This is a genomic window from Ruegeria sp. BI7, from assembly GCF_056537925.1.
Window position 1 is genome coordinate 393,196 of record NZ_JBQFSK010000001.1, and the last position, 18,648, is coordinate 411,843.

Annotated in this window: 17 protein-coding genes, 1 tRNA gene and 2 pseudogenes; 11 read left to right on the forward strand and 9 right to left on the reverse strand. The window is 54.3% G+C overall.

Features of this window, described 5'->3' with window-relative positions:
- The 3 genes from tmk to ACR0JB_RS01995 are packed head-to-tail and all read right to left on the reverse strand — an operon-like array spanning position 1 to position 3,172.
- A complete protein-coding gene (tmk, locus tag ACR0JB_RS01985; protein WP_170348190.1) occupies positions 1 to 624 on the reverse strand; it encodes a dTMP kinase in 624 nt (207 codons plus the stop codon).
- Positions 621 to 1,787 (reverse strand): D-alanyl-D-alanine carboxypeptidase family protein, encoded by a 1,167-nt coding sequence (locus tag ACR0JB_RS01990; protein ID WP_170577384.1) that lies wholly within the window; start codon positions 1,785 to 1,787, stop codon positions 621 to 623. Before ACR0JB_RS01990 ends, tmk begins: the two co-directional genes overlap by 4 nt.
- A 17-nt stretch (positions 1,788 to 1,804) precedes the next feature.
- The gene (locus tag ACR0JB_RS01995) at positions 1,805 to 3,172 is read right to left on the reverse strand and encodes an SPOR domain-containing protein (protein ID WP_480789645.1); all 1,368 of its coding nucleotides are present in this window, start codon (positions 3,170 to 3,172) and stop codon (positions 1,805 to 1,807) included.
- A gap of 202 nt (positions 3,173 to 3,374) precedes the next feature.
- On the opposite strand from ACR0JB_RS01995, the gene ACR0JB_RS02000 reads away from it, so the two are divergent.
- Positions 3,375 to 3,464: transfer RNA gene (locus ACR0JB_RS02000), tRNA-Ser, on the forward strand.
- 376 nt (positions 3,465 to 3,840) lie between these two features.
- Here the strand turns inward: ACR0JB_RS02000 and ACR0JB_RS02005 are convergent.
- The gene (locus ACR0JB_RS02005) at positions 3,841 to 4,533 is read right to left on the reverse strand and encodes a hypothetical protein (protein WP_480789646.1); all 693 of its coding nucleotides are present in this window, start codon (positions 4,531 to 4,533) and stop codon (positions 3,841 to 3,843) included.
- A gap of 34 nt (positions 4,534 to 4,567) precedes the next feature.
- On the opposite strand from ACR0JB_RS02005, the gene ACR0JB_RS02010 reads away from it, so the two are divergent.
- The 5 genes from ACR0JB_RS02010 to ACR0JB_RS02030 all read left to right on the forward strand — a co-directional run bounded on the left by ACR0JB_RS02010 (position 4,568) and on the right by ACR0JB_RS02030 (position 7,686).
- Positions 4,568 to 4,747 (forward strand): hypothetical protein, encoded by a 180-nt coding sequence (locus ACR0JB_RS02010; protein ID WP_170395795.1) that lies wholly within the window; start codon positions 4,568 to 4,570, stop codon positions 4,745 to 4,747.
- Positions 4,734 to 5,180 carry a hypothetical protein gene (locus tag ACR0JB_RS02015; RefSeq protein WP_170395797.1) on the forward strand — a complete coding sequence of 149 codons (447 nt, stop codon included), beginning with the start codon at positions 4,734 to 4,736 and terminating at the stop codon, positions 5,178 to 5,180. The genes ACR0JB_RS02010 and ACR0JB_RS02015 overlap by 14 nt, the downstream gene beginning before the upstream one ends.
- A 22-nt stretch (positions 5,181 to 5,202) precedes the next feature.
- Positions 5,203 to 6,213 (forward strand): phage terminase large subunit, encoded by a 1,011-nt coding sequence (terL, locus tag ACR0JB_RS02020; RefSeq protein WP_170395799.1) that lies wholly within the window; start codon positions 5,203 to 5,205, stop codon positions 6,211 to 6,213.
- A 161-nt stretch (positions 6,214 to 6,374) separates the two neighbouring features.
- On the forward strand, positions 6,375 to 6,752 hold the full coding sequence (locus tag ACR0JB_RS02025) for a nuclear transport factor 2 family protein (RefSeq protein WP_170395801.1): 378 nt from the start codon (positions 6,375 to 6,377) through the stop codon (positions 6,750 to 6,752).
- 88 nt (positions 6,753 to 6,840) lie between these two features.
- Positions 6,841 to 7,686, forward strand: coding sequence for a universal stress protein (locus tag ACR0JB_RS02030; RefSeq protein ID WP_170395803.1), 846 nt, complete (start codon positions 6,841 to 6,843; stop codon positions 7,684 to 7,686).
- Positions 7,687 to 7,762: 76 nt separating this feature from the next.
- Here the strand turns inward: ACR0JB_RS02030 and ACR0JB_RS02035 are convergent, their stop codons facing one another.
- The gene (locus ACR0JB_RS02035; protein WP_170395805.1) at positions 7,763 to 8,326 is read right to left on the reverse strand and encodes a flavodoxin domain-containing protein; all 564 of its coding nucleotides are present in this window, start codon (positions 8,324 to 8,326) and stop codon (positions 7,763 to 7,765) included.
- 337 nt (positions 8,327 to 8,663) lie between these two features.
- A complete protein-coding gene (locus tag ACR0JB_RS02040; protein WP_170395807.1) occupies positions 8,664 to 9,968 on the reverse strand; it encodes a ferredoxin reductase family protein in 1,305 nt (434 codons plus the stop codon).
- Between the two features lie 197 nt (positions 9,969 to 10,165).
- Between ACR0JB_RS02040 and ACR0JB_RS02045 the strand changes: the two genes are divergently transcribed.
- Positions 10,166 to 10,750, forward strand: a complete 585-nt coding sequence (locus ACR0JB_RS02045) for an Hsp20/alpha crystallin family protein (RefSeq protein WP_170395809.1) — start codon at positions 10,166 to 10,168, stop codon at positions 10,748 to 10,750.
- A 140-nt stretch (positions 10,751 to 10,890) separates the two neighbouring features.
- Positions 10,891 to 11,598, forward strand: coding sequence for an IS6 family transposase (locus ACR0JB_RS02050; RefSeq protein WP_170504792.1), 708 nt, complete (start codon positions 10,891 to 10,893; stop codon positions 11,596 to 11,598).
- A gap of 62 nt (positions 11,599 to 11,660) precedes the next feature.
- Here the strand turns inward: ACR0JB_RS02050 and ACR0JB_RS02055 are convergent, their stop codons facing one another.
- Complete coding sequence (locus ACR0JB_RS02055; RefSeq protein ID WP_170395814.1) at positions 11,661 to 12,563, reverse strand: LysR family transcriptional regulator; 903 nt, start codon at positions 12,561 to 12,563, stop codon at positions 11,661 to 11,663.
- Between the two features lie 137 nt (positions 12,564 to 12,700).
- Here ACR0JB_RS02055 and ACR0JB_RS02060 point away from each other — a divergent pair, with 137 nt between their 5' ends.
- Positions 12,701 to 14,395 (forward strand): thiamine pyrophosphate-binding protein, encoded by a 1,695-nt coding sequence (locus ACR0JB_RS02060; protein ID WP_480789647.1) that lies wholly within the window; start codon positions 12,701 to 12,703, stop codon positions 14,393 to 14,395.
- Positions 14,396 to 14,626: 231 nt separating this feature from the next.
- A pseudogene (locus tag ACR0JB_RS02065) lies at positions 14,627 to 15,820 on the forward strand (metal-dependent hydrolase family protein).
- On the opposite strand, the gene ACR0JB_RS02070 reads toward ACR0JB_RS02065, so the two are convergent.
- Positions 15,780 to 16,043 (reverse strand): hypothetical protein, encoded by a 264-nt coding sequence (locus tag ACR0JB_RS02070; protein ID WP_254437387.1) that lies wholly within the window; start codon positions 16,041 to 16,043, stop codon positions 15,780 to 15,782. The pseudogene ACR0JB_RS02065 and the gene ACR0JB_RS02070 overlap by 41 nt on opposite strands.
- Between ACR0JB_RS02070 and ACR0JB_RS02075 the strand changes: the two are divergent.
- Positions 15,951 to 16,610 (forward strand): annotated as a pseudogene (locus ACR0JB_RS02075) (IS6 family transposase). The gene ACR0JB_RS02070 and the pseudogene ACR0JB_RS02075 sit on opposite strands and share 93 nt — an antisense overlap.
- A 136-nt stretch (positions 16,611 to 16,746) precedes the next feature.
- On the opposite strand, the gene ACR0JB_RS02080 reads toward ACR0JB_RS02075, so the two are convergent.
- Positions 16,747 to 18,621: a DUF3604 domain-containing protein gene (locus tag ACR0JB_RS02080; RefSeq protein ID WP_170507863.1), complete on the reverse strand. Its 1,875-nt coding sequence runs from the start codon at positions 18,619 to 18,621 to the stop codon at positions 16,747 to 16,749.
- Positions 18,622 to 18,648 lie beyond the last annotated feature (27 nt).

The window sequence follows — 18,648 nt, forward strand, 5'->3', positions numbered from 1 at the left end:
TCACAAAGCTTGCAGAACGATATCTGTCACATCCTGTGCAACGCTGTCCATGTCGCGATTGCCGTCAATCACGCGAAAGCGGTCCGGAAACTCATCGGCCAGCGCCAGAAATCCGGCGCGCATCTTTTGCTGCAGATCGATGCCGAAATCTTCGAACCGTTCTTCTGTGCCCTGTCGCCCCTTGGCGCGGGCCAGACCGGTTTGTGGGTCCATGTCGATTAGCAGTGTCAGATCGGGTTCGCGCCCAATCACCAAGCTGTGCAATTGATCAACCACCCCGCGCAAATCGCCGCGCGACAGGCCCTGATACATGCGAGTGCTATCGGCAAATCGGTCACAGATAACCACTTTGCCAGCGGCAAGAGCGGGCTCGATTGTGCGTTCCAAATGATCCCGCCGCGCGGCAGTGAACAACAGCAATTCCGTTTCGGCCGACCAGCGGTCGGGGTCGCCTTCCAAAACCAGGCGGCGGATCTCTTCGGCCCCGACCGAGCCACCGGGTTCGCGCGTCAGCACGACCTCATGACCAAGATCGCGCAAACGCTCGGCCAGCATGCGTGCCTGCGATGATTTGCCTGATCCATCAATGCCTTCGAAGGTCAGAAACAACCCGGGCTTTGTCACAATGCGTCCAGTGGATTGCCGATCACATCGGTCAGAAAGATACCGCCCACGGTCATCATACGCACCACGAAGCCTCCGGCCGGGACGCTTTCAGACGCCACCAATGGGCGGCGGATTTCCGGCAATCCTTCCGGTTTGATAACCAGCTCAGCCATTTGTTGGCCCTTTTCAATTGGCGCGTTGACCGGCCCGTCATAGACAACCTCGGCCTCAATATTCTTGTCACCCAGAACTGGGAACAGCAGCGACAAGTCCTCTTCCGGGACCAGACCCACGGTCTTTTGCGCGCCCATCCAGATCTTGGCCTCGGCTATTGGCGTGTCCGCGTTGGCAACTGTCCTCTCGACAAAATTTCGAAACGACCAGTTAACCACGGCCTCAGCCTCCTCTGCCCGTTTGCCGGTGCTGTCGAGACCTGAGAGTACAAAAATCACCCGACGGTCACCCTGTTTGGCCGACCCGACAAGGCCATACCCGGCCTCTTGCGTGTGGCCGGTCTTCAGACCGTCGGCACCGATCCCCAGCTTGAGCAGCGGGTTGCGGTTGCGTTTGTTCGACGGCGCGCGGCCATCGAATTCAAACTCTTCCTCGGCGAACAGGGGGTAGTATTCCGGGAAATCCGAAATCAGATGATTTGCCAACACAGCCAGGTCATGGGTGGACATCATATGACCGGCAGCGGGCCAGCCGTTCGAGTTGGCAAAGTTGGAATTGTTCATGCCCATTTGCTGCGCACGTTGCGTCATGTATCGGGCAAACCCAGCCTCGGTTCCGTCAGGGCTGAGCGCCTCGGCGATCACCACGCAAGCGTCGTTGCCCGACAGTACGATAATGCCGCGCAACAGGTCCTCGACCCTAACGCGGTCCTGCGTGTTCAAGAACATGGTTGAGCCGCCATAGCTCATGGCGTGTTCCGAAACCGGCAGTGTTTCATCCAATGTCAGGCGGCCATCGCGCAGTGCCTCGAACGCCACGTAAAGCGTCATAAGCTTGGACATAGAGGCAGGCGGTAGGGGCAGATCGGCCTCTTTGGACAGTAGAACCGTACCTGTTGTCTGATCTACCACATATGCCGCGCGGGCTGTTGTATCAAAGGCTTGGGCGGGCAGGGCAAACACAGCCAGCCCAAGGGTCAAAACGGATGATCGCAGTGAGGACAGCACGAGGGGCCTCCTTTGTTTCAATTCTTGACAGAGAACGCGTCGGAAAACCCAAGGTCTCTGACGTCGCTTTGCAATGCGTTGCGTTCCGAGCGGGTTTTTGCCGGGCCAACCAGCACGCGCCAGACCGTTTTGTCGTCGGTCTTCAGCTCGCGAACATTGGCAGTCATTCCGTTCCGCTCAATTTTTTGCGCCGCGCTCTTGGCATTGGCTTCGACATTGAAGGTTCCAACCTGAACAAACGGCTTGGTCAGAGATCGTGGTGCTGGATCCTGAGCCGCCGGAGCAGGCGCGCTTACCGGGGTGGGGTCGGCCGCTTCAATCGCGGCTGCAGCACCTGCAACGGGGTCAAGCGGCGTTTCAGTGATCTCGTTAGGATCTTTCTTTTGCCACCACTTCCGCTTGGCCGGTTTGTCCTCAGGTGGGGTGACTTCGGGGTCAGACAGAGAGGGGGCCGCGGTGGGTTGAGTTGCGGTTTCTACCACTTCTCCCACCGCATCAGCGGTTGCCTCAGCTGCGGTGTCGCTTGTTGCCGCCACGGTGGCTCCGGCGGCGCCTGCTGCGGCAACCGGTTCCTTCTTTTGCCACCACTTCCGTTTGGCTGGCTTTTCCTCGGACGGGCTGACTTCGGGGGCAGATTGAGTAGAGGACGGTGTGGCCTGAGCTGCGGTTTCAACCACGTCTTCCGCGGCATCGGCGGTTGCTTCAGCTGCGGCGTCGCCTGTTGCCGCTGCAGCGGCTCCGGCTGCACCTGCTGCGGCAACCGTTTCCTTCTTTTGCCACCATTTCCGCTTTGTGGGTTTTTCGGCATCTGCCGTAGCCGTTTCTATGGCTGCGTCTTTTGATTTTGCTTCATCGGTGACCGATTTATTCTCGGTTGTCGCGGTTTCTTCGGTCTTGGGTTCTTCTTTTTCTACGGGTTTGCGCCGCAGGGCAGTAACCTGAACCTTGGTCGGCGCACCCGCAAGGATACCCAGCTTGCCAGCGGCCGCAGAGGACAGTTGCAAAGCCGGGCCGGGCAGGTTTCTTTCCCGCCGGAACAAGGCGCCATTCACAGATTTGTTGTTTTTCGGATTCTTGATGACAACGCGTTCGGGTTGGGTCACATCCGGGTGGGCAACCCAGATACCGCCCAAGGACGGACGCCCATCCCACAGCGCGGCCTCGGTCACATTGAAGGCCTCTGGCGCTTCGACCGTTGCGCCTGATTTGTCTGAATGACCGGGAAACAGTTCGACGGTACCGCTGGTCTGGGTGCCGTCACTTGGTGCGTCCGACAATGCTTCCTCGGTCGACAGTGTCTCGTCACACCCCGCCAGAATTGCCAATGTCACGGCCAGCACCGCCCACGATCGCGGTTTCACGCGTGTCTCAGTCGCTCGCTTCATTTTGTCATCCCTTGCCTGAAGGGGTCTCGTTTCCTGAACCCCGCCGCCAATTGCCGGTTCTGTCTTGCCGGTCTGTTACGGTCTTTCCTGCAAAGCATAACGCGGGTGAGGTGTCATGGAAAGACCACTGCACATGCTTAGGCGAGAATTCCCTATTTGCTCTTGCCACCGATTTCAGTTGGCCTTAGACCCAGCCCCACGCGGGGAGGTGGCAGAGTGGTCGAATGCGGCGGTCTTGAAAACCGTTGGGCGTGAGAGCGTCCCCAGGGTTCGAATCCCTGTCTCCCCGCCACTCATACCTGTCTCACTTCAGTTGTGTTTTCTGGCCCGGAATTGTGCCGCAATTCCCGCGCGTTGGCGCATGCGCTTTCAATCAGAGGCAGAGCAAACCGTACACTCAGTGCGCACTTCCGGCGGCAGTCTCAGTGGCGCATTTCGGCGGGGTCGCTTTGGGCGGGATTTCCCTGATAAGTGGCGATTTACAGGGAATTTTCGTTGAACAGGTCTGAGTTCCGTCATTTCTCCTATCGGAACTGCATTTTTTTTCAGAGGTTTATGTTGCAAATTCCCTAAAAGGTGGAACAGGGAATTTTCTCGTGGGAACAGGGAATCGTGCCTACGGATCAGGGAGGGCGAAGTCTGTATCAGGGACGCAGGATTTGGAGATGTCAGAAGCCGAACAGGCGTTCCTGTTCGGACCATTCAAGTGGGTGGGTCACGCTGACCAGACGCTTGAGTGTGAGTTCGGGCGGCTGAGTGCCGTCGAGAATCGCGGCTTGAATCTTCGGGGAGAGAAAGGCGAGCTGAGCACGGGTACGGATGAAAGCGCCGGGGACGCCTTCGCGGCGTGCAATCTCCATCAGTTGAACTCCGGACTTCAGATCGCGGGTCCAACCATGGGCGCAGATCAGCATGGACCGGAGGTGGGGATCAGGTTGGGGTGCCATATCTCCGGCGATGACCTTGGCCTCGATGCGGCGGCGGCGCAGATCAAAAGATGCGGTGATGTGGGTGAGATCCGGGTGCAGATGGTCCGCAGCAATGCCAAGTGCGCTTGCCAGAGTTTTGGTGTTCAATTCGAGGTCGATCTGACCTGGTGCAATTTTGCCCTTGGCCAGAAGAGCAGCGCCGACCTGACCGCCTTGGCCTTGAAGCCGGGTTACTAAACCTGCAACTGAAGTCTGCATTGCCTCGGCTGACTTGGCCTCCGGCTGCGCCAGAACTCGATGCGTGATTGCGGCGTCTTGCAGATGTCTGACGATGACATCAACGACGGTGTTTTCCAGCGCAGGGCCGGGCAGTCGCCAAGGCAGCCACGAAATCCGGATTTCCAAGACGGAGGCAATTGCCAAGCGGCTCACGGCTGGCGCGTTGAAGGGCGACACGAAATTGTTGATGGCGCTGCTGAAGCTGGACACAGATCTGTTCAACACAAGTGAATTGGACGCGCAAGAAAGCGTCCGTGCGGTTGAGCCGGACGCTGTCGACTACGACATCCTCCGGGATTTCTTCTCCAGCCAACTGGACGGTGACGGTGGTCCGGAAAATGAGGAGGCGGAAGATGACGACTCCTGATCCAAAAATCGTTGTGCAAGTCGCTCGCGAGGTTTGCCGGGACAATTTCTTTCCCTTCGTGTGGCGTGTGTTTGGCACGCTGCACCAGGGAACTGACCGCAGCTTTGATCCGGCTTGGCATGTGCGAGCCATGTGCCATGAGTTGGACAACGTTTGCGTCGGCGAGAACAAGCGGTTGATCATCAACATTCCGCCCCGGTGCCTGAATTCGGTCACCGTGGCCGTTGCTTATGTTGCTTATCTTCTCGGTCATAACCCCAGCGCCAAGATCATTGTTGCCAGCTACGGGCTGGATCTGGCGCGCAAACATTCCGAAGATTGTCGTCGGACCATGTCTGCGCGCTGGTACCGGGAAATGTTCCCTGAAACGGTCTTGGCTAAAAAGGGGCAACACCTCAGAAGAAATCCGCACCATAAAGGGAGGCAGCCGTAAGGCTGTCTCCATCGGCAGTTCTGTGACTGGCCATGGCGCTGATTACATCGTCATCGATGACCTGCTGAAAGCCGGAGATGCGGGCTCCGAGGCCGAACTGATCAAGGCGCAAGAGTTCATTGAGGGTACCTTGCTGTCGCGCTTCGACAACCCGGCCGAAGGACGTGTGGTTATGGTTGCACAAAGGTTGCACGAGATGGATCCGCCGGGTTATCTGCTTGAACGTGGGACCTATCGGCACCTGAATCTGCCTGCCATCGCCGAAGAACATGAGGTGGTGCCTCTTGGGCGTGGAAGGGTCATGCGCCGCCAACCGGGTGATCTCCTGTGCCCGTCCCGTTTGGATCAGAACACGCTGGATACCAAGCGTCGTGAAATGGGCGCAGCTGTGTTCAATTGCCAGTATCAGCAGAACCCGGTTGCGCCAGACGGATCGCCGCTGCGCTGGGAATGGTTCGGGACCTATGAGATCGTCGAAGATCGCCAATGGTTCCAACTGGTTGTTCAAAGCTGGGATACGGGGATGTCTGCGGATCCCCGGTCTGACTTCTCGGCCTGTACAACCTGGGGGTTCCAAGAAAACGCGTGGTACCTTCTCGACGTCTGGCGTGGGCAGGTGGACTACCCAGACCTGAAAGCCAAGGCGCTGCAGCTTGTCGGCCGTTGGGATCCGGATCGCGTTCTGATCGAAGATGCCGCTTCTGGCAAACCGCTTTTGGACGAGTTATTTCGTGATGATCGTCGGCGCTTCGAACGCATTAAACCCGACAAGGACAAGGAAACCCGGTTCCAGTCCGCGTGCGGTCCTGTCGAAGAGGGCAAAGTGTATCTGCCTGCAGAGGCGTCCTGGATGCGAGCATTCAAACGGGAACTGCGGTCCTTTCCACGCGGGCGCAATGACGATCAGGTCGACAGCTTTGCCCATTTTCTGAACTGGTCCAAGGGACTGGGATTCTACCGGGCGCTTGGTCGCGATCATCAGATCAACATCGAACGTCGCGAGCGCCTTCGCGAGCGGATCAGACGGCGGTAGAACAGAAACCAAAGTTCGAGGCCGATAAGCGACATCTCTGTTGGCCTAGCTGAGACTTGTTCGAACCGGCCTTACAGTATCCATCGATATGCTTATTGATCCTTGTCAAGATTGGCGCGGGCAAGAAGTGGTACTGTCAATGGTAATTCAGGGGGGGGCTCATGGAAGAGTTGATTGAAATCGGAAGATCATTCGTCCAGGCCATGCGTGAGCGCAGGGGCCTTGCCAGTGTTGATGAAATGTATGCCGAAAACGCACAGTCGATAGAGGCAGTCGTGCCTCCGGTTCGACAATTCCGCGTTTTAAAGGGGCGAGAAGCCATCAAGGGAAAAAGAGAGGATTGGTTGGCATCGCATGAAATCCAAGAACTAGAAGTGGATGGCCCCTACGTCCACCCACCCAACCGCTTTGGAGTCCGCTTCAGAGCCGAAGTCATTCAGAAGGCTACGGGTGAGCGTATGACCCTGCGCGAGATCTCGGTGTATTCGGTGGCGGAAGGCAAGATTGTGCTGGAAGAGTTTTTCATGTTGCCGAAGTAAGAAGAGCGAATAACAACATCGGCTATTTGCTGGTTTAATCAATGCGCACGGCTTTCGGGCGAAGTGAAATTCCGGGCGGAGGTCGGGAATGCAACACAGAACAGTGGCATATTTTGTAGGAGTTGATGCTGACGACGCGTCGATTTTGGAATGCGCTGAAACTGCCCATATCCAGAACGACCACTTGAATTGCGTATTGATCGCGGCCTTACCTAACCTGCCTTACCTGAAGTATGGATCAAACAGGTTCGTTGAGGCGGGTCTGCCCTCAAACTGGTTGGACGTTCTTCACGCGAAAAATGCCGCCCTGAAGTCTCGCGCGACAGAAGTTGAAGCGCTTCTGGTAGGGCAAGGCGTATCTGCAAATGTAACTGGCTTCATGGGACTTGGAGCAGAGTTACAGCAACTTGTAGCAGAACAAGCCAAATGCTCTGATATCGCTTTTCTAGACGCTGATTTGCGAAAAGACCCCGATTTATTTCACAAGATCACGTGCGGAGTATTGTTTCATTCGCCGGTTGCTCTGATGATCAATGGAGATCCGTTTGCCCAACGCGACTGCGTTTTTTTGGCATGGAATGACTGCTTGCCTGCGTCCAGGGCTGCGCATTTAGCTTTACCCATTCTTCTGGCGGCCAACAAAGTTGTGATTGGGTGTTTTGATATGCCGTCGCCTGATGACGTAGAAGGTCAAGCGCCCGGAACTGACCTAGCTGGATGGCTCAGCCATCACGGTTGCACCGTGACCGTGTCGCAGTTCCAGTGCGGGGGAAATTCAGTTGCACATTGCATTCAAGAACGAGCAAGAGAAGCGGGGGCCGATCTCATTGTTATGGGCGCTTATGGGCATTCCCATTTGCGAGAGTCAGTTTTTGGGGGCACGACGCAAGCAATGTTGGAGCAGACAAGTTTACCAGTGCTTTTCGGACACTGATGAAGCGAGCCGATAACTGTGACTTTCCGGGAGTCATAGCTATCAAAGTTCATCGGTAAATACTTGAGAGACTTTTTTAAGAGTTTGCTTGAGGTTGAAGCGTGTTTGCCCGCCCGTTTTCGCCAAGGAACTCTATCACAATTGACGTGAGTTCATCCCAGTCAGTAAACTCCTTTGCCCCTTCTCGTGGATCGAATTTTTGACCGAGCAAGACGACGTGCTGAAGAATCTCCCTCTCAAAATACCCGTAGTTTTCGGGCCTCACCGCGCCTGCGATCAAAGCCGTCGCATTTGGTCTAATACCTGTTCGAAGAAGCATTTCGTCAAGATAGTCGCGTGCTTCTTCTCGACCTGACGCGAAAGCAGCTTTTAGACCGACGGAAAACACGAGAGACTTTCGCTTCATTAAGGCATCACTATTTGAAGCGACAAATGCTTCGAATGACTTGGGGTGCTTACGCTCGTGGACAGGGGCCAGGAGAATAACCTTGACCACATCGTCAAGTGAAACGTGGCTGGGCATTTCATCGGTATTTATCAGCTTTGTGTTGAAACCGGCATTCTTCGCGACACTGCTGATGAAGCGCGCCATCTTTGCTGTCTGGCCTTCAACTGTAGCGAAGGCGATGAGTACGGTCATTCCGATACTCCCAAAAATCGGTCTGAATAGATTGCTTATTATGAATAAGTGACGTGCGTTGCCCTTGATCTCCATCAAAGGCGTTACTTGTGAGCGTATCGGGAGAGTTGTGGTACGCTTTTGCTGTCCACACAGAGTATGTTTTTAAGGAAGTTCGTGACGACCTACATCTCGAAGCAAATCGGCCTCTTTGGCTGACAATTTTTGAAGCTGGCCATGGCCCAATGGCTTGTTTTACTACCTTAAAGGAAAGGCCAAGACAGCGACGAGGAATATAACACTGATGCACCACACCGTGACCTTCACTTGTTGGCGTGCGGGCAGATTTCTGAGCAATCTAATCATAGTCAAACCTTTCAGACAAAATCCGGTGTGACGCGGTGCCCCGAGTGATCAGATGATCTTCGACGGCGTCCATCATGGCAGGGGGGCCGCAGAGAACAAAAAGCCAGGTTTCAAATTGTTCAGAAGACAAATTGCGATCCAACAGGGGACCGTCGATCAAGCCTGTCTCTCCGGACCAATCCCTTGGCGGTTCGGATAGAACAAATACTGTTTCTTCTTTGGACAACTCCCGGCGAAAAACAATCTGCTCCTCCACCCGGTTGCCATAGATAAGCTTGAGATCGCGCTGTGTTCTACTCAGTCGAACTTGACGCATAATGCTCAACATGGGCGCGATCCCGACACCACCTGCGATTAAAACAATTCCTGTCTCAGGGCGGTGGCTGATCGACAGATTCCCATGTGGGGCATCCAGATAGACCCGGGTTTGAGGAGCGATCTGTCCGAGACCGCATGTGAAATCCCCAAGCTCCTTTATCACGAATGAAACTTCGGGGCCTTGGGCTGGTGCCGAACTAATCGAGAATGGGTTCTCGTGCAGCGAGAAAGCACTGTGGTCGACGTTTAGCCAGGCAAACTGCCCTGCTTCGAAGGTTAGCCCGTTGTGACCATCTGGCATGATGCGCAACTCCCATTGCTTCGGTGTTAGTCTAGACACAGAAGCAACGCGCCACGGCCTTTTCCTCTGACTTAAAGGCCGAACGAGATAGACATACAGCAAAGTTCCAACTGCAATATTGGTCAGGGCAAGCCAGAGATACGTTAGTAGCGGATGCCCACCGTAGCGCCCAGCATAGACCGTGTGATGCAACAGCAGGCATGCGATCACCAAGGCTCCCAGCCCGTGTAACAGGCGCCATGTTTCGTATTTGTAATCAAGGGATTTGCGGGCAATTGCCGAGGCGACCAGAATGAACAGTAAAAAATATGCGCCGATGCCCGATGCCAGCGTAGAAAGGTCGGTCGAAATCGTAAGTTGGCTTGTTTCATCCCACGGGCGGCGTCCGCCAGAAGGCGTACCCTGATACAGCAGCGGGTGTATCAGCGCAAAGCCGAGCGCTGTACGCGCCATCAACTGATGCACTCGCATGGTTACATCCATACCCAGACAGGAAGAGATGAACCTGAACCGCCCAGACAGCAGGAACTCGACTAAGATTATTGAAAAAGCAAGCATTCCAAGCCCGGACGCGAGCTCTTGATGAAATGGTCGTGGTGGCCATCCCAGAGACCAAGAAAAACCCAAGGGAGCCAAGATCAGCAAAACGTAAATAAGCGCCAGATAAGGCCATTTCATACAGTTTTGCTCCACTGTGCTAAAGCTAGGCAGCTCGGGCTCATTCAAAGTAAACGCTAAGCTGACCTGGGGTTCCGATCAAGACTACTGAGATTGGTGTTTACTCCGGCGCGATGAGGCAAGTTTGGTGGACGAAGTTGCCCCTTTCTATTCGTTCAGCAGCCGCGTGCGATCTGGCGAAAGATGAGGTTGCATGCTTGCGCAAGATCAAGGTCCTTGACCGCTTTTCCTGTCATAATATTGCGCGCGCGAAATCCGACCAAAGGAGGAGGCTCAAAATGTTGGAAGACAAAAAGCCGCCGCAACTTTTCACTGGAATGCATCCGCTCTCTGACAACTTTCGGCGTGAAATGGAAACCTTGATGTCGCGTTTTTTGGGGGGAGGATCACCCTTCTTGCCGATGGAAACGGCTGCGCAACGCACGGGTTTTCCGTCTCTTGACATGACTGGTGCGATTTCACCGGCAATCGACGTCCAAGAAACGGATATTGCGATTGTCCTGACGGCTGAATTGCCAGGGCTCGAAGAGGATGATGTGGAAATTGAAATCAAGGATCGCAGGCTAATCCTGTGCGGTCAGAAGAAGATTGCGCATGATGAAACGGGCGATCTGCGTGTCAGCGAAAGAAGCTATGGCAGCTTTTCCAGGGCCATGTCGCTGCCAGACACTGTGGAAATCGACAAGATTTCAGCAACATTCGACAAAGGCGTTCTACATATCGAAATGCCGAAGACTGAGCCTCAGGATCCAAGCCGTAAGATCAAGGTATCGTCGAAGTAGACGGTCTGTTGGCTCGATTCGGGGCTTGAATATGCCAAAACAGAGGGCCGATCGTGGATTGGCCTTCTTTGAGCTGCGGCCTGGGTCTTGTCAGAAGAACTTGGGTTGAGACGGGCAGGGGGCTTTCGTAGCTTTTGCCCATGACCAGACCTGCCTCTTTTAAGTACATCAAAACCAGTCCCGAGATCATCCGCTTAGCGGTGATGCTGTACATCCGATTCCCGCTCTCGCTTCGGAATGTCGAAGATCTGCTGCACGAGCGAGGTATCGACGTGAGCCACGAAACTGTCCGGTATTGGTGGAACAGGTTTGGCCTGATTTTTGCTGCTGAGATAAGGCGGAAGCGAGTCCAGCAACTGCGGGTATTTTCGAAATGGAAGTGGCATGTGGACGAAGTTTTCGTGAAGGTGAATGGCAAAAGATACTACCTCTGGCGGGCCGTAGATCATGAAGGCGAGGTGCTGGAAGCCGTTGTCACCAAACGCCGAAACAAAGCTGCAGTACTGAAATTCCTTAAGAAATTGATGAAGCGACACGGCACGGCGGTCGAGATCGTCACAGATTGCTTCGCGTCGTATCGGGCTGCTCTCAGAGAGCTCGGCGCTACGGAAAAACAGCAGATGGGCAGGTGGCTAAACAACCGCGTTGAGAATTCGCACCTGCCGTTTCGACGACGCGAACGCGCCATGCACCGTTTCAGGCGCATGCGAAGTTTGCAGAAATTCGCCTCCGTCCATTCTTCCGTCTACAACCACTTCAACCAGGAAAGATCGCTAGCCAGCCGAGACACCTTCAAGCTGACACGCACCGCCGCTCTTAGCGAGTGGCGTCAACTTTGTTCCGGATAGGTTCGCGGTTTCCGCGGCAAACTGAGACTGGTTCGCATTTGTCTGACAGCACCGACCAACGACTAGAAGTGGATTTTCAAAGACTTATTTATCTCCGCACGCAGCACTTTGATAAAGTCCCTTTCAAGGCGAGACTGCAAACGATTGTCTCTGTATAGAATGGATATTGGCATCGGTTGTTCCTGCCAGTCCTGTAGTAACTGGTTTAGGCTGCCATCTGCCAAATCCCTAGCGGCGGCAACTGTTGTAGAGATTGCCACGCCGCGGCCAACAATGGCTTCGTTTGTGACGTCACGAACATCATCAATTGCAAGATGCGGTTCAAACGGTTGGGTCCAGTTCCTGCCGTCTTCATGACGCAAAATGAGTGGCACGTGTGGGCCGGGTGCGATCACGACATGGTCGCTGAGTTGGTCAGGATGCGCAATGTTGGAATGCGCCCCCACGTACTTCGGCGACGCGACTAGAATACGGCGAGTCTGTCCTACTCTCGCAGCGATCAGGTCGCTGTCAGGTAGTCCGCCGATAACCAGTGCTAAATGTGTATCGGTGTCCAGACGTTGAATAGGTTGATTGTTGAGCGCCAAATTAAACTGCGTGTTTGGGTGCGACTCTAAGAAGGCATTGATCGTTTGACGTACACCCATTTGCAACAAGCTGGCGGGAACGTGCATGTTTAGCAGCCCTGCGTAGTCCGAATGCCAGTCGTCCAATTCGCTCAAGGCCTGCACAACACTCTGCATTGCCGGCCGGAGGCGTGCGTTCAATTCGTCGCCGCGTGGGGTTAGGGAAAGTCGATTGGCCCCGCGATCAAACAGCTTCTCTCCTACCGCCGCTTCCAGATTGGCCATTCGGCGGCTGATGCTGGGCTTGGGTGTCCCATCCGCTCTGGCCGCTGCTGCAATAGACCCGTGATCCACTACAATGAGGAACAGGCGTAAATCTTCCAGATCAGGTTGGGACATTGGTCAGAGCTCCTCTTAGGGATCAAAAATGACCTCTAAGAGATCAGATATTCGTCTATATAGAATCAAACATGGACCCTACTTCTCCGTCAAGACGCAAGCATGGTGCTAGCGCTTTCAACCTCGGAGAAAGACCAATGACTACTCAAACAACAACCGTTTCTACCTACCTCTTTAACCGCATGGCCGAACTGGGCGCCAACCACGTTTTTGGCATCCCCGGCGACTATGTCCTGCCACTGTTCGACGAATTGATCGACGGTGACCACGACTCCAAGCACGTTCTGGTGTGTAACGAACTGAATGGGGCTTATGCCGCAGACGGCTACGCCAAGCTTTCCGGCTTTGGCGCGATGGCTGTAACGTTCGGGGTTGGATCCCTTAGCACGGCAAACGCTGTCGGTGGGGCCTATGCCGACGACACTCCCATGGTCGTCATTGCCGGTGCACCCAGTGTCGAAGTGATCACAACCCCATCGCGCCGGAAGCTGCACCACGTGATGGGTCAGGACTTCGACGCTTACCTCAAAGCCTTTGCGCCCATCACCGTTGCTGCGCACCGTCTGATGTCCGCAGAAGCCGCCGCGCAGGAAATCGATGATATTCTGCGTCTGTCCTATCAATCGAAAAAGCCGATCTATCTGGAAATCCCATACGACATCCAGACCGCGAAAATTCCGGTGGCCAACCAGGCACTGGACCTGATGATGCACCAGTCGTCGGATGACGGGTTAAAGGCAGCCGTTGACGCCGCTGTTGCCGTATTGAAAGAGTGCCGGACCCGCACTGTCGTAACAGGCCATTTGCTGCAACGCGAAAAGCTGATCGAACCCGCAAAAGCCCTTGTCGAAGGATTGAATGCCGGAGTGGCAACGACCTTTGTCGGCAAGATCTCGGACTTTGAAGGCCATCCCAATGCCGTCGGCCTGTATATGGGTGCAATGTCGAATGACGCGACACTTAAAGCGGTGGAAAGTGCCGATGTGTCGATTGCACTGGGAATGTCCTTCAATGAGTTCGACACCGGCGTCTTTACCGGCAATATGGGCACTGATCAGCATAACATCTGGGTCGACTTCGATCTGGTGACAGTTGATGGCACTGTGTTCGACAAGGTTTATCTGCGGGACTTCCTGCCGGCCCTGATCAGTGCGGTCCAATCCATCGAACCGGGTGACTTGATGGTGGGCAAGGACGACAGCCGCTTCTGCTTCCAACGCTCAGACGCCTTTGAGCCGACCGACGCACCTCTGACCATCGACCGGCTGTTCGTTCAGTTCTCAAACTACGCGAAAGAAGGCGATGTCTTTTTTGGCGACACCGGTGGCTACATCAACGGCTCGCAGGCTGAATTCCCGATTGGCATGGACATCTACGGTGTCGGCAACTGGGGATCACTGGGTGCAGGTTTCGGAATGTTCACGGGCGGTGTATTTGCCAAGGAAGCCGAAGGTCGGCGTACTTACATGATCTCAGGTGACGGCGCATTCCATATGACCGCACAGGAAGTTTCCACCCTAATCAAATACGATATCGATACGGTAATCTTTGTACTCGACAACAGCGGCTACGGTGCCGAGCGCCAGATCTATCCCGGCAAGGAACGCAGCTACAACAACACGCCTGTCTGGAACTACGAAGAACTCGGGTCCGCGTTCGGAGGTGTCAAGGGAGTGAACACCAAGGGCTATGTTGCCCGCACTGAAAAAGAGATGGCCGATGTGCTTGAACAACTGAGTGAGCCCAAAGGCGTGAACATCGTACGCATCATGCTCGACCCCTGGGACAGCGCTTCATTCAACGTCAAATTCAGTGAAGCCCTGCGCCACTGAATCCTTCTTGTTGTCAAACCGGTAAAACCGAGGGCTAAATAGCCCTTGGTGCAAGTCGTAGCTCAACATACAAGGAATACTTCTATGAAGCGTTCAATTGGTCTTTTTACCGCGCTGCTGGGAACCGCACTACCGGTTGCATCCCCGCTGAAAGCGCAACAAGAGCAAACTTCGATCTTGATCGACAACGCCAGCTACTGGACTGCGGGCATGAATGCCGCTTCGGGTCCGATGGACATTCTGATTGAAGGCAATGCTATCAAATTCATAGCGCCAGAAATCACGGCACCAGAGGGTGCTGAGGTTATCGACGCCAAAGGCAAAACTCTGATACCCGGCCTGATCGATACCCATGTTCACATCATGGACACCCTGTCGCCCAATGAGCTGAAGGACACCGATCTTTTCTATCTGGCATTTCTGGCCGAACAAAACGCCGAGCGTGTACTGATGAATGGTGTCACGACAATACGTGAGGCCGCTGGGCCATAGATGGGCGTCAAACGTGCAATCGATGAGCATTTGGCAACCGGCCCACGTATCTATCCCAGTGGCGCAGCCATCACGCAAACCGGCGGGCACGGAGACTTTCGCAACCTGGACAACCCGACGCCACAAAAAGGTGGATATCCAGATGAAACCGAGACTATGAGCCTGGCATACATTGCAGATGGCAAAGCAGAAGTGATGCGGGGCGCCAGGGATGCGTTCCGTAAAGGTGCGTCACAAGTGAAAATGCTGGTGAGCGGTTCTGTAAGCGGCTTGCACGACCCTGTGGACGTCCAGGAATACACCAATGAAGAAATCAGTGCGGTTGTCGAAGTAGCCGAGAACTTTGGCACCTATGTGATGGTGCACGCATACAATGATCGCAGTATACAGGCTAGTTTACTTGCAGGTGTGAAATCCATTGAGCACGGCAACTTGATCTCAGAAGAAACTATGAAGCTCATGGCCGACAAAGGCGCTTTCCTGTCGGCTCAGACTTTCGCCTATACACAGAAGTTGCCGTACTTTGATGACGAGCAGATCGAGCAGCTAAACAAGACCTATGCCGGTCTTGATCAAATGTTCACGCTTGCAAAAAAGTACAACGTAACAGTTACGCACAGTACCGATATCTACGGCACACCTGCGAACTTTGCCAACGCGCCGCAAGAATTCATCCTGCGCCAAAAGTGGTTCACTCCGGTTGAAATTATGGAGCAGGCGACAACGAATGCGGCTCAGCTTCTGGCATTGTCTGGTGCCCGAAACCCCTATCCAGATCATGCGCTGGGCGTAATTGAGGAAGGTGCATATGCCGACGTCATTCTTGTGGATGGAGATCCCACGCAAAATGTATTTCTTCTAGCAAAACCGGACGACAACCTTTCGGTGATCATCAAAAACGGCGAGATATACAAAAATGTTCCTTCGGATTGATTTGCCTTGCCTCCGCACTGAGGATGGTCTTGTCAGAAGAACTTGGATTGAGCGGGGCAGGGGTGTTGCGTAGCTTTTGCCCATGAACAATCCTGCCTCCTTCAAGTACTTCAAAACCAGTCCCGAAATCATCCGTCTTGCGGTAATGCTGTATATTCGGTTTCCACTCTCTCTTCGGAATGTCGAAGATCTGCTTCATGAACGAGGCATCGACGTGAGCCATGAAACTGTCCGATATTGGTGAAACAGGTTTGGCCCAATGTTTGCTTCTGAAATCAGGCGGAAGCGGGTGCAGCAATTGAGAGCATACTCCAAATGGAAGTGGCACGTGGACGAGGTTTTCGTGAAGGTGAATGGCAAGCGGCATTATCTTTGGCGGGCTGTTGATCACGAAGGCGAGGTGCTGGAAGCCGTTGTCACCAAACGCCGAAACAAAGCTGCAGCACTTAAATTCCTCAAGAAATTGATGAAGCGGCACGGTCGACAGGAAAACGTCGTCACGGATCGCTTCGCATCGTATCGGGCCGCTTTCAGAGAGCTTGGTGCTGCCGAAAAACAGCAGTCGGGCAGGTGGCTCTACAACCGCGTCGAGAACTCGCACCTGCCGTTTCGACGACGCGAACGCGCGATGCAACGTTTCAGGCGCATGCGAAGTCTACAGAAATTCGCCTCCGTCCATTCCTCCGTATACAACCACTTTAACCAGGAAAGATCGCTAGCCAGCCGAGACTCCTTCAAGTTGACACGAAGCGCCGCTCTTGCCGAGTGGCGCGAACTTGGTGCTGGATAAAGGACAGCGTCACTGGCCTAATAGAGACTGGTTCGAATTCGTCTGACAGCACCATCACGTAAATGCTGTGCTGCACCCGATTGCGGCAATGAGCCCAGAGCAGACTAAGTGATTTTTAGTCTTAACCTAATATCACTCATCCCTGAGGTGTGTACCAAATTGGTGATGTGTAGGCTCTTTCCTGTAGCGAAAGCGGTGCTTCGTCTGGGATCTCCGTTCCGAACATCCTTGCATCGTATGTCGTCCAACGCGGCGTTGGTATGGCCAGCACTCTGACATAGTAAAACGCGCTTTGCGTCGGGTCGAAGTTCGGGTCTTCCCAATATCCGGCGAGAATTGCCTGGCCGATGTCATTTGTCCAAGACGCGTTTTCTACATCCACCGTATTGCCAACCGGGCCGTCACACGCCGCGTTTACAAGTTCACGCCCGCCACAAGCAACATCATAAACACGTTCCGACGTTGTGCCGTCACTGTTCAGCCAGCCTTTGACAATCTGAATACGGTCGAGGTTGGCCCCATCAGGGTCACGGAGCGCACGGATGAGAAGGCGCGGAGACCGACCGTCACTATCCGCTGGCAAATCCGCCCCCATCGGGACGCCATTTTCATATCCATACGCGGTAAAATCCGCACGTGGCAGGTCGGTTACATCAAATACGTACCCCGCAAAAACGCGAATACGCATGTGCGGCCCCGTGGTCGCATAGACTTCCTTCCGAGCAAAAGCATCCCAAATGGCCTCGCGGGTGTTTTCCCTTGCCCAAACGGCCGCCAAACCCGACGCCGAAGTCTGCCATGCATATTGGGCAACACTCTCGTCACCACCAATGCCGCCGACGACTTCTTCAAATCGGATCGGGTCAGCAGTAGGTTCAACAGCCGCGACTTTCCCGAAGAAATTGTCCTCGCCAACCGTAGACAGCGATGTATGAGCATCGGTTGAACCGATCACGCCAAATTTGAAAGGGTTTGTCCCTGTTTCCGCCTCGTATCCAAGCCCCCGCCGCAATGCTGCCCGCGCATACTCGCGTGGAAGCATCTCCGGTGTCTTGGGCTCTGGTCCAAGTTGTCCTTTGTCCCACGTTTCGAAGTCAGCAAATTCATCGTCTGGTGACAGCATGGGATGTGCTTCGCCGTCACCTTTCATTTGCGTGATTTCGTAGATCGGTTCCCACTTGGCACGCTGTTTGAAATACTCAACATCGAACGGTTCGCCGGACAAGCGCACTTCGTCGAACATCAACCCGTTGGACAAATTGCCATTGTGTGGGATCGCGAGCAGCTTTTGGCCTGTTGTCTCTTCTGCTTGTTCCATCCATGCCCAAAGGTCTTCGGGGTCGAAGCTATCAAAGTTTGAGAACGGGATGATCTTGTCAGCGCCCTCTTTGCCACCGTTGAAAATGACATTCCTGTGCAGGTTGTTCCGCTGTGGATTTGAGGTCCACTCGAACCCGATAAGCGCAGTAAACAAACCCGGTTGATTGTGTGCCTCAGCGGCAGAGGTAATGTTGCTCCACGCTGTTTGGTAAATCTCCAGATAATCCGCCAATGGGTCTGTGCCAGTGGATTTGGCTTGGCTCCAAATCGACCATGCGCCAACAGGATCACCGGCCTCGACAGCCGCATTAAGTTGTTGTCCAAACTCTGTGGAGAGCAGGGTGGCATCTTTGGCTGCCAACAGCGGCGCGAGACCCAAGTTCTCAGCGTGATCGGCAACGACCAGAAAATCTAGTGGTCGGCGCAACCTAGCTTCGACACCGGTGCTGGATGTAACGACTTCGCCTTTGGCAAACCTGTACGCTTCGTCAGGGCCAAGTACATTCCCGATCATACCGGCATCGGCAGAGTAAGAGGTATGCAAGTGAGTGTCGCCGAAAAAGACCTGATTGGGAAAGTCTTGTTGTGGGTAAGGGGAATACTCTCTGTCGCCCGGTTGAGTGTTTGGGACGTCCTCGGCGTGTGCACCAGCCGCAAGCGCGATAGTCAGAATAGATGCTAAACGGAACATTTCCTAACCTCATATTTTGTTCAGAGC